Source organism: Nocardia sp. alder85J, assembly GCF_020176955.2.
Taxonomy (GTDB): Bacteria; Actinomycetota; Actinomycetes; order Mycobacteriales; family Mycobacteriaceae; genus Nocardia.
This window is the reverse complement of record NZ_JAIUCZ020000012.1, coordinates 170272-187406: the sequence shown is the minus strand read 5'-3', so window position 1 is coordinate 187406 and position 17135 is coordinate 170272. Positions and strand designations below refer to the sequence as shown.

At 67.4% G+C, this 17135-nt stretch carries 10 protein-coding genes; all 10 read right to left on the bottom strand.

Going from position 1 to position 17135, the window contains the following annotated elements; genetic code table 11:
- Positions 1-136 precede the first annotated feature (136 nt).
- The 10 genes from LBW94_RS36305 to LBW94_RS36260 all read right to left on the bottom strand — a co-directional run bounded on the left by LBW94_RS36305 (position 137) and on the right by LBW94_RS36260 (position 17074).
- On the bottom strand, positions 137-4090 hold the full coding sequence (locus LBW94_RS36305; protein WP_225058397.1) for a DNA-directed RNA polymerase subunit beta': 3954 nt from the start codon (positions 4088-4090) through the stop codon (positions 137-139).
- Between the two features lie 109 nt (positions 4091-4199).
- Positions 4200-7697, bottom strand: a complete 3498-nt coding sequence (locus LBW94_RS36300) for a DNA-directed RNA polymerase subunit beta (protein WP_225058398.1) — start codon at positions 7695-7697, stop codon at positions 4200-4202.
- A 492-nt stretch (positions 7698-8189) separates the two neighbouring features.
- Positions 8190-8966, bottom strand: a complete 777-nt coding sequence (locus LBW94_RS36295) for a hypothetical protein (protein ID WP_266273003.1) — start codon at positions 8964-8966, stop codon at positions 8190-8192.
- Between the two features lie 10 nt (positions 8967-8976).
- Positions 8977-9831, bottom strand: a complete 855-nt coding sequence (locus tag LBW94_RS36290) for a hypothetical protein (protein WP_225058400.1) — start codon at positions 9829-9831, stop codon at positions 8977-8979.
- A 51-nt stretch (positions 9832-9882) separates the two neighbouring features.
- Positions 9883-11124 carry an MCE family protein gene (locus LBW94_RS36285; RefSeq protein WP_225058401.1) on the bottom strand — a complete coding sequence of 414 codons (1242 nt, stop codon included), beginning with the start codon at positions 11122-11124 and terminating at the stop codon, positions 9883-9885.
- Positions 11121-12371: an MCE family protein gene (locus LBW94_RS36280; RefSeq protein WP_225058402.1), complete on the bottom strand. Its 1251-nt coding sequence runs from the start codon at positions 12369-12371 to the stop codon at positions 11121-11123. Before LBW94_RS36280 ends, LBW94_RS36285 begins: the two co-directional genes overlap by 4 nt.
- Complete coding sequence (locus LBW94_RS36275) at positions 12368-13648, bottom strand: MCE family protein (RefSeq protein WP_225058403.1); 1281 nt, start codon at positions 13646-13648, stop codon at positions 12368-12370. The genes LBW94_RS36280 and LBW94_RS36275 overlap by 4 nt, the downstream gene beginning before the upstream one ends.
- Positions 13648-14658 carry an MCE family protein gene (locus tag LBW94_RS36270; RefSeq protein WP_225058404.1) on the bottom strand — a complete coding sequence of 337 codons (1011 nt, stop codon included), beginning with the start codon at positions 14656-14658 and terminating at the stop codon, positions 13648-13650. Before LBW94_RS36270 ends, LBW94_RS36275 begins: the two co-directional genes overlap by 1 nt.
- Positions 14658-15734, bottom strand: a complete 1077-nt coding sequence (locus LBW94_RS36265) for an MCE family protein (RefSeq protein WP_225058405.1) — start codon at positions 15732-15734, stop codon at positions 14658-14660. Before LBW94_RS36265 ends, LBW94_RS36270 begins: the two co-directional genes overlap by 1 nt.
- On the bottom strand, positions 15731-17074 hold the full coding sequence (locus LBW94_RS36260) for an MCE family protein (protein WP_225058406.1): 1344 nt from the start codon (positions 17072-17074) through the stop codon (positions 15731-15733). Before LBW94_RS36260 ends, LBW94_RS36265 begins: the two co-directional genes overlap by 4 nt.
- Positions 17075-17135: the final 61 nt, after the last annotated feature.

Below are 17135 nucleotides of genomic sequence, written 5' to 3'. Positions count from 1 at the left end.
GCGACAAGAGTTTTCGAATATCGCATTTTCGCTAATTCGGAAAATCGAATACTCACCCCGAACGCGAATCGGCCCCCGCTCCGGAATTCGGAGCGGGGGCCGATTGCGGCTCACCCGAGGCAGGGCGACACGCGGACTACCGGTAGTCGCTGAACCCGTAGTCGTCCAGCGGCACCGCGGCACCCGTGGTCTGGCCGAAGCCGTCCGGGGTGTAGTAGGTGTCGTCGTAGGACGGCACGGCGTATGCGGCCGCGCGGGCCTCCTCGGTCGGCTGCACCTGGATGTTCCGGTACCGGTTGATACCGGTACCGGCCGGGATCAGCTTGCCGATGATCACGTTCTCCTTCAGGCCGACGAGCTTGTCGGAGCGGCAGTTGATGGCCGCGTCCGTCAGCACTCGGGTGGTCTCCTGGAAGGAGGCCGCCGACAGCCACGAATCGGTGGCCAGCGACGCCTTGGTGATACCCATCAGCACCGGACGTCCCGCGGCCGGCTCGGCGCCCTCGGTGACGACCCGCCGGTTCGACGACTCGAACTCGGCACGCTCGACCAGCGAACCGGGCAGGAACTCCGTCGCGCCCGAGTCGATGATCGTGACGCGCCGCAGCATCTGCCGGACGATGACCTCGATGTGCTTGTCGTGGATGGACACACCCTGCGACCGGTACACCTCCTGGACCTCGTGGACCAGGTGGATCTGCACCTGCCGCGGACCCATCACGCGCAGCACCTCGTGCGGATCGGCCGAGCCCTCCAGCAGCTGCTGGCCGACCTCGACGTGGTCACCGTCGGAGAGCAGACGCTCGGAGCCGTCGTCGTGCTTGTACACCCGCAGCCGCTGACGCTTCGACAGCTTGTCGTAGAGCACCTCGTCCGAGCCGTCGTCCGGAATGATGGTGATCTTGTAGAAGCGGTCGTCGTCCTCCAGCCGCACCCGGCCGGAGACCTCCGCGATCGGCGCCTTGCCCTTCGGGACGCGGGCCTCGAACAGCTCCTGCACGCGGGGCAGACCACCGGTGATGTCGTCTCCGGCGACACCACCCTGGTGGAAGGTACGCATGGTCAGCTGGGTACCGGGCTCACCGATGGACTGGGCGGCGACGATGCCGACGGCCTCGCCGACGTCGACCAGCTTGCCGGTGGCCATCGAGCGGCCGTAGCACATCGCGCACACGCCGGTGCCCGAGGTACAGGTCAGCACCGACCGGACCTTGACCTCGGTGACGCCGGCCTCGAGCAGAGCCTCGATCGCCGGGTCGCCGATGTCGTGGCCCTTCTCGACCACCACGTTGCCCGCGGCGTCGAGGATGTCGGTGGCCGCGGTCCGGGCGTAGGTGCTGGTCTCCACGTGCGCGTCCCGGATCAGCGTGCCGTCCGGCTGCTTCTCCGCGATCCGCACGATGATGCCGCGCTCGGTGGCACAGTCGGTCTCGCGCACGATGACGTCCTGCGACACGTCCACCAGACGACGGGTCAGGTAGCCCGAGTCGGCGGTACGCAGCGCGGTGTCGGCCAGACCCTTACGAGCGCCGTGGGTGTTGATGAAGTACTCCAGCACCGTCAGGCCCTCACGGAAGGAGGACTTGATCGGCCGCGGGATGAACTCACCCTTCGGGTTCGTCACCAGGCCCTTCATACCGGCGAGGGTACGGGTCTGGGTGAAGTTACCCGTGGCGCCCGAGTCGACGATCGTGATGACCGGGTTGTCCGGCGGGTAGTGCGCGCGCAGCGCCCTACCGACCTCTTCGGTGGCCTCCTGCCAGATCTTCACCAGGGCGTTGTTGCGCTCCTGGTGATCGAGGGCACCACGCTGGTACTTCTTCTCGATCTGCTCCGACTGCGCCTCGTAGCGCTCCATGATGTCGGCCTTCTCCGGCGGAACGAGCACGTCCGACATGGAGACGGTGACACCGGAGCGGGTGGCCCAGTAGAAACCGGAGTCCTTGAGCTTGTCGACGGTCTGCGCGACCACGATCATCGGGTAGCGCTCGGCGAGATCGTTGATGATCGTCGCCTGCCGCTTCTTCGGCATCTGCTCGTTGATGAACGCGTAGTCGTGCGGGAGCAGTTCGTTGAACAGCACCCGGCCCAGCGTGGTCTTGGTGATCCACGCGTCGCCGCGCTGCCAGCCCTCCGGGAACTCCACCGCCTCGATCTCCCGCGGCGGCCGCTGATCGGTCAGGCGGACCTTGATCAGCGAACGCACGGTGAGCTCACCACGGTCGACGGCCATCTGGGCCTCGGCCGGGGAGGAGTACACACCGAACTCCGGCTCGGCGTTGGTGGCCTCGCGGTACTCGCCCTTCGCGCCCTCTTCCAGGCGGGTCAGGTAGTACAGGCCGGTGACCATGTCCAGACGGGGCATGGCCAGCGGGCGACCCGACGCCGGCGACAGGATGTTGTTCGAGGACAGCATCAGGATGCGGGCCTCGGCCTGCGCCTCCGCGGACAGCGGCAGGTGCACGGCCATCTGGTCACCGTCGAAGTCGGCGTTGAACGCCTCACAGACGAGCGGGTGCAGCTGGATCGCCTTGCCCTCGACCAGCAGCGGTTCGAAGGCCTGGATGCCCAGCCGGTGCAGAGTGGGCGCGCGGTTCAGCAGCACGGGGTGCTCGGCGATGACCTCTTCGAGGACATCCCACACCTGCGGCCGCTGCCGCTCGACCATCCGCTTGGCGGACTTGATGTTCTGCGCGTGGTTCAGGTCGACCAGCCGCTTCATCACGAACGGCTTGAACAGCTCCAGCGCCATCAGCTTCGGCAGACCGCACTGGTGCAGCTTCAGCTGCGGGCCGACGACGATCACCGAACGGCCGGAGTAGTCGACGCGCTTACCGAGCAGGTTCTGCCGGAAGCGGCCCTGCTTGCCCTTGAGCAGATCGGACAGCGACTTGAGCGGACGGTTGCCCGGCCCGGTGACCGGACGGCCGCGGCGGCCGTTGTCGAACAGGGCGTCGACCGACTCCTGCAGCATCCGCTTCTCGTTGTTGACGATGATCTCGGGCGCGCCGAGATCGATCAGTCGCTTGAGGCGGTTGTTGCGGTTGATGACGCGGCGGTACAGGTCGTTCAGGTCGGAGGTCGCGAAACGGCCACCGTCGAGCTGCACCATCGGGCGCAGTTCCGGCGGGATCACCGGGACGGCGTCCAGGACCATGCCCATCGGCGAGTTGCCGTTGGTCTGGAATGCGGCGACGACCTTCAGGCGCTTGAGCGCCCGCAGCTTCTTCTGACCCTTGCCGGTGCGGATGACCTCGCGCAGGTGCTCGGCCTCGGCCGCGATGTCGAAGGTCTCCATCAGCTTCTGGATGGCCTCGGCGCCCATCGCACCGGTGAAGTACTCGCCGTAGCGGTCCTGCAGCTCGCGGTACAGCACCTCGTCCACGATCAACTGCTTGGTGGACAGCTTGGTGAAGGTGGTCCAGATCTCGTCGAGCCGGTCCAGCTCACGCTGGGCGCGGTCGCGCAGCTGGCGCATCTCACGCTCGCCGCCGTCCTTGACCTTGCGCCGGACGTCGGACTTGGCGCCCTCGGCCTCCAACTCGGCCACGTCGGCTTCCAGCTTCTGGGCGCGGGCCTCCAGGTCCGCGTCACGCTGGTCGGCGACCGCCTTCTTCTCGACCTCCATCTCCGCCTCGAGCGTGGACAGCTCGCTGTGCCGCAGCTCGTCGTCGACGCCGACGATCACGTAGGCGGCGAAGTAGATGATCTTCTCGAGATCCTTGGGGGCCAGATCCAGCAGGTAGCCCAGCCGGGACGGCACGCCCTTGAAATACCAGATGTGGGTGACCGGTGCGGCCAGCTCGATGTGGCCCATCCGCTCGCGGCGCACCTTGGCGCGGGTGACCTCGACGCCACAGCGCTCACAGATGATGCCCTTGAAGCGGACGCGCTTGTACTTACCGCAGTAGCACTCCCAGTCCCGGGTGGGACCGAAGATCTTCTCGCAGAACAGGCCGTCCTTCTCCGGCTTCAGCGTGCGGTAGTTGATGGTCTCCGGCTTCTTGACCTCGCCGTAGGACCACTGACGAATATCCTCGGCGGTGGCCAGACCGATCCGGAGTTCGTCGAAGAAGTTGACGTCTAGCACGTAACTTCCTTTCCCCTGTTCGGGTTCAGTATCGAGCAAAGTTCGCTAGTCCAGTGCGGTCGGCTGACCGCTGTCCCCGGGAGCAATCGCCCCCGGGGACCGAATCGGCTTACTGCGCCAGATCGTCGACGGTGGCGGCCTCGTTGCGCGACAGGTTGATACCCAGGTTCGCCGCTGCCCGCTCGAGATCCTCGTCCTCGCCCTCGCGCAACTCGATCGCGGCGCCGTCCGAGGACAGCACCTCGACATTGAGGCACAGCGACTGGAGTTCCTTGAGCAAAACCTTGAACGACTCCGGAATGCCCGGCTCCGGAATGTTCTCGCCCTTGACGATCGCCTCGTAGACCTTCACACGGCCGACCACGTCGTCGGACTTGATGGTCAGCAGTTCCTGCAGGGTGTAGGCGGCGCCGTAGGCCTGCATGGCCCAGCACTCCATCTCACCGAAGCGCTGGCCACCGAACTGCGCCTTACCACCGAGCGGCTGCTGGGTGATCATCGAGTACGGACCGGTCGAGCGGGCGTGGATCTTGTCGTCGACCAAGTGGTGCAACTTCAGGATGTACATGTAGCCCACCGCGACCGGATACGGGAACGGCTCGCCGGAGCGGCCGTCGAACAGGGTCGCCTTGCCGTGCTCGTTGACCATGCGCTCACCGTCGCGGTTCGGCAGGGTCACGCCGAGCAGGCCCTGCAGTTCCGCGTCGCGGGCGCCGTCGAACACCGGGGTGGCGACGTTGGTGTCCGCCTCCTGGCCCAGCATCTCCTCGGGCAGGGACGAGGCCCAGTCGGGGATGGTGCCGGTGCCGTCGGTGACGTCCCAGCCCGCCTTGGCGATCCACCCGAGGTGGGTCTCCAGGATCTGGCCGATGTTCATACGACGCGGCACGCCGTGGGTGTTCAGGATGATGTCGACCGGGGTGCCGTCGGGCATGAACGGCATGTCCTCCTTGGGGAGGATCTTGCCGATGACGCCCTTGTTGCCGTGCCGGCCGGCCAGCTTGTCGCCGTCCTGGATCTTGCGCTTCTGAGCCACGTACACGCGGACCAGCTCGTTCACACCCGGGGGCAGATCGTCGTCGTCGTCGCGGGAGAACACCCGGATGCCGATGACCTTGCCGGACTCACCGTGCGGCACCTTCAGCGAGGTGTCGCGGACCTCCCGGGCCTTCTCACCGAAGATGGCGCGCAGCAGGCGCTCCTCGGGGGTCAGCTCGGTCTCGCCCTTCGGGGTCACCTTGCCGACGAGGATGTCACCGTCGCGGACCTCCGCACCGATGCGCACGATGCCGCGCTCGTCCAGATCGGCCAGCACCTCGTCGGAGACGTTCGGGATGTCCCGGGTGATCTCCTCGGCGCCGAGCTTGGTGTCCCGGGCATCGATCTCGTGCTCCTCGATGTGGATCGAGGTGAGCACGTCCTCCTCGACGAGGCGCTGCGACAGGATGATCGCGTCCTCGTAGTTGTGGCCCTCCCACGGCATGACGGCGACGAGCAGGTTCTTGCCCAGCGCCATCTCGCCGTTCTCGGTGCACGGCCCGTCGGCGAGGACCTGGCCCCGCTCGACCCGCTGGCCCTCGTCCACGATCGGCCGCTGGTTGGCGCAGGTGCCCTGGTTGGAGCGGGCGAACTTGCGCATCCGGTAGCTGCGACGAGTGCCGTCGTCATGCATGACGGTGATGTAGTCGGCGGAGACCTCCTCGACCACACCCGGCTTGTCGTTGACCACGACGTCGCCGGCGTCCACCGCGGCGCGCAGTTCCATACCGGTGCCGACCAGCGGCGACTCGGAACGGATCAGCGGCACGGCCTGACGCTGCATGTTCGCACCCATCAGGGCGCGGTTGGCGTCGTCGTGCTCGAGGAACGGGATCATGGCGGTCGCGACCGAGACCATCTGGCGCGGCGAGACGTCCATGTAGTCGACCTCGCGGGCCGGGACGTACTCCATCTCCTCGTTGCCACGGCGGGCCAGGACCTTGTCCTCCAGGAAGGTGCCGTCGTCGGCGACCGGCGAATTCGCCTGGGCGCGGATGTGGCGGTCTTCCTCGTCGGCGGTCAGGTACTTGACCTCATCGGTGACCCGGCCGTTCTCGACCTTCCGGTACGGGGTCTCGATGAAGCCGAACGGGTTGACCCGCGCGTACACCGACAGCGAACCGATCAGGCCGATGTTCGGGCCTTCCGGGGTCTCGATCGGGCACATGCGGCCGTAGTGCGACGGGTGCACGTCGCGGACCTCCAGGCCCGCACGCTCCCGGGACAGACCACCCGGGCCCAGCGCCGACAGGCGGCGCTTGTGGGTCAGGCCCGACAGCGGGTTGTTCTGGTCCATGAACTGCGACAGCTGCGAGGTGCCGAAGAACTCCTTGATCGCCGCCACCACCGGGCGGATGTTGATCAGGGTCTGCGGCGTGATGGCCTCGACGTCCTGGGTGGTCATGCGCTCACGCACGACCCGCTCCATGCGGGACAGGCCCACGCGGATCTGGTTCTGGATCAGCTCGCCGACGGTGCGCAGGCGGCGGTTGCCGAAGTGGTCGATGTCGTCCACATCGACCGGGACCTCGGCGCCGGCCGGCGCGGTCATGAACTTGTCGCCCTGGTGCAGACGGACCAGGTACTCGATGGTGGAGACGATGTCCTCGCGGGTCAGCACCGAACCCACGACCGGCTGCCCGGCGTTCAGGCCCAGCTTCTTGTTGACCTTGTAGCGGCCGACGCGAGCCAGGTCGTAGCGCTTCTCCTTGAAGAACAGGTTCTCCAGCAGGGTCTGCGCCGACTCCTTGGTCGGCGGCTCGCCCGGACGCAGCTTGCGGTAGATGTCCAGCAGCGCCTCGTCCTGACCGGCGGTGTTGTCCTTCTCCAGCGTGGACATCATGATCTCGGAGAAACCGAACCGCTCGATGATCTCCTCGGCGGTCAGGCCCAGCGCCTTGAGCAGCACCGTGACCGGCTGCCGCCGCTTGCGATCGATACGGACGCCGACGGTGTCGCGCTTGTCGACGTCGAACTCCAGCCACGCGCCGCGCGAGGGGATCACGCGCACGCTGTGCAGGGTCTTCTCGGTGGTCTTGTCGATGCTGTCGTCGAAGTAGACACCCGGCGAACGGACCAGCTGGGAGACCACGACGCGCTCGGTGCCGTTGATGATGAACGTGCCCTTGTCGGTCATCATCGGGAAGTCGCCCATGAAGACCGTCTGGCTCTTGATCTCACCGGTGTTGTTGTTGATGAACTCCGCGGTGACGAACAGCGGCGCCGCGTAGGTCATGTCCTTGTCCTTGCACTCCTCGATGGAGGCCTTGACCTCTTCGAAGCGCGGGTCGGAGAAGGACAGTGACATCGAGCCCGAGAAGTCCTCGATCGGCGACAGCTCCTCGAGCACCTCCTCGAGACCACCGACCGGGTTGACGTCGCCGCGCGCGCTCGCCCGTTCCCGCCAGTCCGGTGAACCGATCAGCCAGGCGAACGAATCGGTTTGTAGATCGAGAAGTCCTGGGACCTCGAGGGGTTCGCGAATCTTCGCGAACGACACCCGCTTCGGGGCTCCGGGGATACCGGCCTTGGTCTGGGTGGAGACTGCCAAGATGCGTCCTTCCAGCACCTCACGCGCGGCGCGCGGTGCCAGTACGTACGTGGCACCGCGACAAACCGTCGCTTGTCTGCTTGCGTTCAGATTCCGGCTGGATACACCCCGAACGAAACCCGAACAGCAGAAAACGGAAGTAACACCTCAGCGGTTAGAACACCTCAGCGGTGGAACTTTCGTAGTGCGATCAAGGTATGGACAGAGGGCAGCCAGCGCAAAGTCCAAACCTACACCCATAAAGATGGGGTGTCAAAGTACCACCCGAATCGAGTTCCGGCCCCCCGGCGCGCCGAACCCGTCTCCGCTGGCTGCGATCAGGGCCTCGGCGGTCGCTCGACACACGGATACTCGACCGCAGTCCCAGCTGCCGCTGTTGTGAATAGCGTGACTGGTCGGACGAAACTCGTCAAGTGGCAGCGCTCGCCCGGCCGGGGTCCACAGCGGCCCGAGGGGCCCCTCGCAGCCGTTGATCATGGTTCTGAGCTGCGGCGATGCCGCCGGACAAAATTACCGATCGGTGATTTCAGCGGCGAGCCAGCGCCCGTTGATCTTCTGCATCCGGAGCACGATCGGACCGGAGGCGCTCTCCTGCGGCACCCCGTTGCGGCTCGCGCTGACGGTCAGGTCGACCAGCAGTTCGGCCCGATCATTTGTGAGCAAAGTCACGCCGATCGGGTCGGCGGTCGCCGTGGCGGTCGACTGCGCCTGCTGAATCGCCGAGACCGTGGTGTCGGCGAATTTATCGAAATCGGCGAGCATTGTGCCCGTCACGACTTTGTGCACGGCGTCCTTGTAAGCGGCCGCACCCTTGTCACCGGCAATGGCCGCGGCGTCGTACGAATAAACGGTCTTCAGCGCCGCGCCGGCGGCGGCCTGGACCTGCTCGGTCGCCTCGGTGTCCACGAAGGCCGCGTTGCCGTCGCTCACCCCGGGCCGGAACGCGGCGACCACCGCGAAGGCCGTGAGCGCCGCCGCCGCGACCGCCAGGCCCACCGGCAGCACCCAGGACCGCTGCCGGGGCCCACCGGACTGTTGCCGAGGTGCCCGGGACCGCCGCCGGGGCGCACGGGCGCGCCCGGCCGCGGGATCGGGTGCGGCGGGGCCGGACGCCGCCGCGGGCCGGGGCTGGGGGGCAGGGCGGCCGCGGGACGGCTTCGACCGGCCGCGGGCCTTGTCGGCCCCGGAACGGGCCGGATCGGCCCCGGCGGGCGCGGGACGGCTCGTTCCGCGGTCGGACGGGCGCAGCCGGGGCGAGACGCGATTGACCGGTCGGCGGGATGTCATGCGAGATCTCCTACGATCCGGGCTTGGGCTCGGGCGCCTGCGGGGATGCCGGCGGCGCGGGCACCGCGGTCGGGGCGGGCTGGGCGGGGCCGGGCGTGTCCAGGGGCACCAGTTGCCCGAGCGAATTCGCCTGTTCGGTCTTCCAGCCGTCGCCGCCCCTGGTCATGTCCAGCGACCAGGTGGTCCGGAACGACTGCACGGGCACGCTGGGCGCGGTCTGGGTGAGTTGCAGCACCACCAGCGCGGTCGCCTTGTTCCGCTCGCTGTTCAGCGCGCTCAGCGAGGCGCCTAGCACCTTCGCTTCGATCTTCGTCTTGGACTGCTCAGCGGCCTGCTTGATCCGATCGCGGTTCTGGGTGAGCTGGTCGAGCATGGCGCCGGTCATCGACGACCGCATCAGATCGATGGAACCGTCCACGTCGTTCGGATTCATCGAGGACAGATTGACGGCGGCCTGCCGCGCGGAGTCCAGCACGCTGTCGCGGGCCTCGGCCCGGGGCGCATCAGTGAAGTAGGCCGCGCGCACCCAGCCGAATCCGAACCAACCGGCCGCGACCACGGCAGCCAGCAACCACACAGCGAGCACAGCGGTCAGCACCGAGCGCAGCCGGGCTCCGGCGACCGGCGCCGGTTCGGCATCGGCGACGGGGGCATCCACGGCCGCGGCGACGGGCTGCGGGGGGTGCCGGACCACAGACTCCGACGACTCGGCGTCGGCGGATGCCGAGCCGGAAACGCTACCGGTCCGATCGGACGCACCGACCGGCCCGCCGGCCACGGTCTGCTCCGCGCCGCCCTCCGATTCCTCCGCCGCGGGGGCGGAACCGTGGGGTGCTTCGGGCAGATCGGGCAAATCAGCGGTCACAGCAACACCCTAGCGTCGTCATCTCGTCGGCTCTGCCGACTCGCCCTGCGCTCACTGCTTCGGGGTCACCCCTACCAGCGGAGCCAGCTGCTGGGCCAGCGGAGTCAGGTTCAGTTTGTCCGGGTCGACCTTCGGCTTGCCGTCCCACGGCTGAGTGATACTCGGATCGGCCAGATCGGCCCGGTCGCCGCCGCGCACATCGGTGATGCTGCCCTGCGGGGCGTGGCAGCCGGCGTTCAGATCCAGCGGGAAATCGTCGCGGGTGTCGTCGAAATCCGGGTTCTGGGCCTTCATCTGGTCCAGCGTCCGATACGTACCCTCGTAACCGAGGGTGCAGGCGGGCGGGTTGTTCACCTCCAGCACCAGGCCGAAGTGGCTGGTGTGGTCGCCGGGCGCGGTGGCCGAGCCGCCGAGCGACAGCAGCGGCAACATCTGCAGCAGCGGCCGCAGCGCGTAGTACTTGGGCGAGATCGCCAGCAGCACCTGCCGCAGGTTGGTCAGGTCGGTGGTCAGCGGGCCACCGCTGGTCGCGAGCAGCTGCCCGAGCTGGTTGCCCGCGTCGGTACCGGTGCCGATCAGGCGGCGGATATCCGGATCGCTGGTGCGCAACTGCTGTGCCAGCAGATCCAGGCCGGTACTGAACTGCCGGATCGCCGGGTCCTGATCGACCTGGGTGCCGAGCACGACCCGCGCGTCCCGGATGAGGTCGATCGTCGGTTGCAGCGAATCGACGCCGGTCTGGCTGAACTTGTTCAGCGAATCGACCAGCACGCGCAGGTTGTCGCCCTGCCCGTCCAGCGCCTTGCCCAGCTCGGTGATGGTGGTCGTGAGCGCCGGCAGATCGGTCGACTTCGCGAAGTCGTTCACCTTCGCCAGCAGATCCTCCACCCGCACCGGCGTCTCGGCGCCGTCGATGAGCGAGCCGTCACGCAGATACGGGCCGCCCGAGCTGCTCGGCACCAGATCCACGAACTGTTCACCGATCGCCGACCGGTCGGCCACCACCGCCTTCGCGGTCGCGGGCACCTTCGGCTTGCCGGAATCCATGTCGAGGGTCACCACCGCGCTGTCGGCGGTGATGTCCAGCTTGCCGACCCGGCCCACCGGCACACCGCGGTAGGTCACCTCGGCGCCGGTCGACAGGTTGCCGGTCCAGGCCATCTTGACCCGGACGTGGTACTGGCCGATACCGAGCATGTGGTCGACGTGGATGTACTTGGCACCCACGAACACCACGCCCAGCACGGCGATCAGCGCGAACGCGATCAACTGGTTGCGTACCAGGCGACTCATCTCTGCGGCACCCCCAACTGGTCCAGGATCGCGCCGACCGGATCCTTGCGGCCGGGCGGCGGCGCGCCGGGCGGCGGCGGGACCACACCGGGTGGCAGCAACGGCAGTAGTGACACCGTCGGCCAGCTCGGCCGCGGTCCGTTGCCGTCGTAGTACGGATTGGCCGGATCGACCGCAACCTCCGGGCCGACCGGCGGGACGTACACCGGTTCCGGTTTGCCCACACCGAGATTCGACAGCGTATTACCGATCTGCAGGTCCACCGACAGGAAGGTGTTGACCGACCCGCCGAACGCCGAGTAGATCGCCTCGTCGGAGAACGGATAGGTCGGAATCAGCGGCAACGCGGTGATCAGATCCGGCGCCGACCGGCCCAGCTCCTGCAACGTCGGGCGCAGCGCCTGCAGATCCCGGATCAGGTTGTCCTTGCTGCGATCGAGGATGTCGAAACCGGCCCGGCCGACCCGATCCAGCTGGCCCAGCAACCCGACCAGCTCGGGCCGCTGCTCGTCCAGGATCTTGATACCCGCGGGCAGTTCGTCCAGGATCGCGCCGATCTGATCGCTCTGCCGGCTCACCCGGGTGGACAGCGTGGCCAGGCTGTCCAGGGCATGGGTGATGTCGTCGACCTGCTTGTTCAGGCCGTCGATCAGGGTGTTCGCCTGCTCCAGCAGCGAGCGGACGGTCTGCTCACGCCCGCCCAGCGCCTTGTTCAGTTCGGCCACCACCGGCTGCAACTGCGCCACGCCGCCACCGTTGAGCAGCAGCGACAACGCGCCGAGCACCTGCTCGATCTCGGTGGCGGTCCGCGTCCGCTCGACCGGGATGGTGGTCCGGTCGGTCAGCGTGCCCTGCGCGGGTTCGGTTGTGGGAGCGGACAATTCGATGAACTTCTCACCCAGCAGATTGGACTGCCGGACCTCGGCACGGGCATTGGCGGGCAACTGCACCGACGAGTTGATCACGGTGTGCACCACCGCGTGCCAGCCGTCGGCGGCCACCCCGATGGACTGCACCCGGCCGACGGCCACGCCGTCGACCTTCACCGACGACTGCGGCACCAGATCCAGCACGTCGTCGAAGTTCACATCGACGTGCAGCGGGTGCGCGCCGATATCGGCGCCGCCCGGCAGCGGAATGCTGTAGATGCCGTTCCCCGCGCACGAGGTCAGCAGCGCCGCGGACACGCTCAGTACCGTCGCCGTGCCGACCGTGCGGACCACCCGGCCGTCCCTGCGGCGGCTCATCGCTGACCACCGCCCTGCGACGGCGGCGCCTGATCGGACGGGGTGCCCGGCACCGTGCCCGGGACCGGATTGCGCTGCTCGTTGGTCCCGGAGAGGATGCCGAACGGCAGCACCAGCGACGGCGTCTGCACACCCGCGGTGACCTGGTCGGCGATCGTCTTGCACTGATCCAGGATCGGGCGCAGCTGCCGGCTGAGCGCGTCGAACTTCGGATCACCGGGCACCAGTTTGCCCAGATCCAGCAGCTGGCACAGGGTGCCGAACGGGTCCTGCAACTGGGTCAGGTTGGCGCGCATCTGGAGCGTGCCGGATTCGGCATCGTGCACGTTGATCAGATTGCTCAGCGCCAGCGGCAGCACCGGCAGCGCCTTCGCCAGATCGTCGCGCTGATCGGCGAGCGTCTTGGTCAGCGTGGTGAGGGACTCGGCGTTGGCGGCCACCAGATCGCGATTGTTGTCCACGAACCGGGCCACGTCGCCGAGGGCGATCGAGAGCAGGTTCAACGCCTGGCCCAGATCGGACCGCTCGTCGGCGAGGAATCCGGCCAGGTTCGCCAGCTGCGTGTTGAACTGCCGCACCTGATCGTCGCTGACCGCCAGGGTGTGCACGAAGACCTGCAGATTCTTGATGGTGTCGAAGATGTCGCCGCGGGCGTCGGACAGATACCGGGCCGCGCGCGACAACTGGGTCAGGCTGTTCGCCAGCGCGTCACCGTTGCCGCTCAGGTTCGCCGCCCCGGTCCGGACCAGGTCGTTGAGTGCCCCGTCCTTGTTGGCGCTGTTGGGGCCCAGCGCATCCGAGAGCTCGGTGATGCTCTTGTACAGCCGGTCCACCTCCACCGGGGTGGCGGTGCGGTCCTTCGGAATCGTCGCGTGGCGGCCCAGTTTCGGGCCGCCCCGGTAGACCGGGGCGAGCTGGATGTAGCGGTCCGACACCACCGACGGGGTGATCTGCGCGGCCTTCACATCGACCGGCACGTCGTAGCCCCGGTCCACGTGCATGACCACCTTGACCACCTCACCCTGCGGCTGCACCGAATCGACCTTGCCCACCGGCACACCGAGGATCCGCACGTCCGAGCCCTGGTAGATGCCGATCGACTTGTCGAAGTACGCGGTGATGGTGGTCCGGTTGTAGTGGCCGAACGCCCACCACCCGGCCCCGGCGAGCACCAGCACCAGCACGATGCCGAGCGCCAGCAGGATCTTCGTGACCCGGCCGGCCGCCCGCAACGCGCTGCGCAGGTCGCGCCGGAACGGATTGCGCACGGTGGCCATCACCTGCCTCCCAGCTCTCGCACCGGCAGCCGATAGCCCGGAATCTCCGGCAGGGCAGGCGGATTCAGATTCACGATCACCGCGTCGAACCAGCGTCCGGTACCCAGCACATCGGCGTACAAGTGATAGAACGGCCCGGCCAGCGTCAGGGTTCGAGAGATGTTCTGCTGGTTGTCGTTGAGCATCTGGATCGACTTCTGCAGGTTGGTCAGGGCGGGACCGATCTGGTCCTCGTTGTCGTGCACCAGCGTGCTCAGCTCGGCGGCCACGGTCTTGGCGCCGGACAGCAACTGCGCGATCGCCTGCTGCCGCACGTTCAACTCGGCGAGCAACTGGCCGCCGTTGGCGAGCAACTGCTCGAACTGCTGGTTGCGGTCGGCGAGCACCTTGGTGGTCGTATTGGTGGCGGCGAACAGCTTGCGCAACTGGTCGTCCCGCTTGGCCAGCGTCTCCGACAGTCGCGCCACGCCGTCGATGGAGCCGCGGATCTCCGGTGGCGTCCCGGAGAACGCGTCGGACAGCACCCGCATGCTGGTGGCCAGCTGATCGGTGTCCGTCTTCTGGATCTGCCGCGCCGCATCGCTGAACGCGTCCACCACGTCGTACGGGGATACGGTGCGCGACAACGGGATTCGTTTGTCGGGATCGGCAGGTGCGGAACCGCGCGGGTCCAGCGCCAGATACTTCTGGCCGAGCACCGTCTTGATCTGGATGGAGGCGGTGGTCTCGTCGCCGATCCAGGCGTCCCGGGTACGGAAACCGACCAGCACCCGATCCCCGTCGAGCCGGACATCGGACACCGAACCGACCTTGACGCCGGCGATCCGCACCTCGTTACCCTTCTTCAGACCGGCGGCCTCGGAGAATTCGGCGGTGTATTGCGTCCCCGCGCCGAGGATCGGCAGCCGGTCCACGAAGAACACCGCCATCGTCACCAGCAGGACCAGCGCCAGTCCCAGCCCGCCGATGAAGGCGGGGCTGCGGCGGCCCAGTAGCGTACGGTCGTTCATCAGCGGCCGCCCTTCCCGTGGCAGCGCGGCGCGGGGTTGGTGTACAACGGCTGATTCACCGTCGGCAGATGTTCCGGCACGTTGACCGTGGACGCGGACGGGCCCGGACCGGCCACGATATCGATACCGCAGAGGTAGAACTGGAACCACGAGCCGTAACTGGCCGCGCGACCGAGCTTCTCCATCTTGATCGGCAGATTCGCCAGCGTCTCGTTCACCTCCACCGAGCGATCGTTCAGCGTGCCGGTGAGCTGGTTCAGCCCGGCGATCGACCCCTGCAACGTGGGCACCGTGGGCACCAGCAGATCGGCGGTGGCCGAGGCCAGATTGCCCAGCGACTGCACCGCCGAGCCGATCGTGCCGCGCTCGGCGTTCAGGCCGGAGATCAGCGCCTCCGTGTTGACGATCAGGTCGTCGAGTTCGCCCTCGCGGGAACTCACCACATCCAGCACCTGGTTCAGATTGGTCACGATCTCACCGATCACCGCATCCTTGTCGGCGATCTTGTTGGTCAGGCTGGCGGTATTCGACACCAATTCGGTGATGGTGCCGCTCTCGCCCTGGAAGACCTGGATGATCTCGTAGGACAGCTTGTTCACGTCGTCGGCGGTCAGCGTCTGGAACAGCGGCCGGAATCCGTTGAACAGGGTGGTCAGGTTCAGCGCCGGACGGGTGCGCTCCAGCGGGATGGTGGCGCCCTTCGAGATGATCCGGCCCTGCTGGCCGGTGCCCTGCTCGAGCGCGATGTAGCGCTGGCCCACCAGGTTCCGGTAGCGGATGGTAGCCGTGGTCGAGGCGGGCAGCGAACTGCGATCGTTGAGTTCGAAACTCACCTCGGCCTGGTCGCGGTCCACGATCGAGATCTTGGTGACCTTGCCGACCCGGACACCCGCGATCCGCACCTCGTCGCCGGTGTTCAGCGAGGTCACATCGCTGAACCGGGCCTTGAACCCGGTGCCGCCGCCGGTGTAGTTGGCGATGCTCAGGCCGAGCACCGTGGTCAGGAACACCGTGACCACGACGAAGGCGATCAGCTTGGCCAGCGGGCCACCGAGGCCACGTAAGCGGCTTCTCATCGGACACTCACCTCGCTCCCGCGCAGCGCCGGCGCGGCGATCCGAGTGACCCAGCCGGGCACCTGATCGGGCGAGACCCCGTTGGCCGCACCGTAGATCGCGCCCAGCGCCTGCTGCTCCGCGGGCGAACCGGCCATCGAGACCCCGGCTCCGTACACCGAGAACTGGGCCGGCGCCATCGCGCCGCCGCTCGGATCGCCCGGATACCGCGTCGGCGGCTGGTACGACCCGTCGTTGGCCGAACCGCCCGGATACTGGCCGGAATCGGTGCCCAGCGGGAACTCCGGGAAGCAGGACGGGCCGCGGGTGTCGAGCCAGCGCGGCTCGTCCTGATTGGGCAGATAGCGACCGCGCGGATTGACCAGCCCGATGCTGACCCGGGAGCCGGGTAGATCGGTGCCCTTGCCGAAGATATCGTCGATGCGCGGCTTCAACTGTGCGAAATTCTTCATCGTGCAGGCGTAGGCCGGCGAGTAGGTGGCCAGCAGTTCCAGCGCCTCTCGCGAATCGGCGGCGATATCGATGATGTTGTCGTGGTTGGCGAGCAGGAAATCGGCCGTGCGCGCCGAGGTCGGCGTCAGCACCTGGTACAGGGTGTCGATCTGGGATCGCTTCTGCACCACCGTGGCGTTGAGCGTGCGCAGGTTGTCGAAGGCGTCGACCAGTTCCGGCAGCGCGTCGGCATAGGTGTCGGCGGCCTTCGCGAACAGGCGCAGATCATCCTGCAACGTGGGCAGTTCGCCGTTGAGCCCGCGGAAGATCCGGTCCAGCCGGTCGATGGTGTCGCCGAGCGCGACACCCTGCCCGCTCAGGGCCTGCGACAGCGAGCCCAGGGTGGACGACAGGTACTGCGGCGGCACCGCCTGCAACAGCGGCAGGATGCTGTCGAGCAGCTGGCTGACCTCGATCGCGTTACCGCTGGCGTCCTGGTGCAGGGTGGTCCCGGTGGTCAGCATGTCGGCGCTGGGCCGGTCCGGCCATTCCAGTTCCACGTAGCGCTCACCGAACAGCGTCTTCGGCAGCAGCCGCGCGGTGACGTTGTCCGGGATCTTCGCGGCCTTCTCCGGCTCGATCGCCAGATGCAGGGTGACCTTGCCGTTGGTCGACTCGCTGGACCGCACCTCGCCCACGGTGACCCCGCGGACCTTCACATCCGCGTTGCGGGTCAAGGCGTTGCCGACCGTGTCGGTGATCAGGTCGACCTTCGTCACCGGCGTCCACACCTTGTTGTAGATGGCGACGGTGACGCTCAGGAAGGCGAACATCAGCACGAAGAACAGGACGCCCAGCGTGCGGACACGCAACTTCTCCGTGGCCCGCCACAACTGAATCCCGTTCATGCTGCAACCTCCGGCGGATGAGCGGGGGCCTCCGTGGTGACGCTCCGCTGCCGCCTCCGGC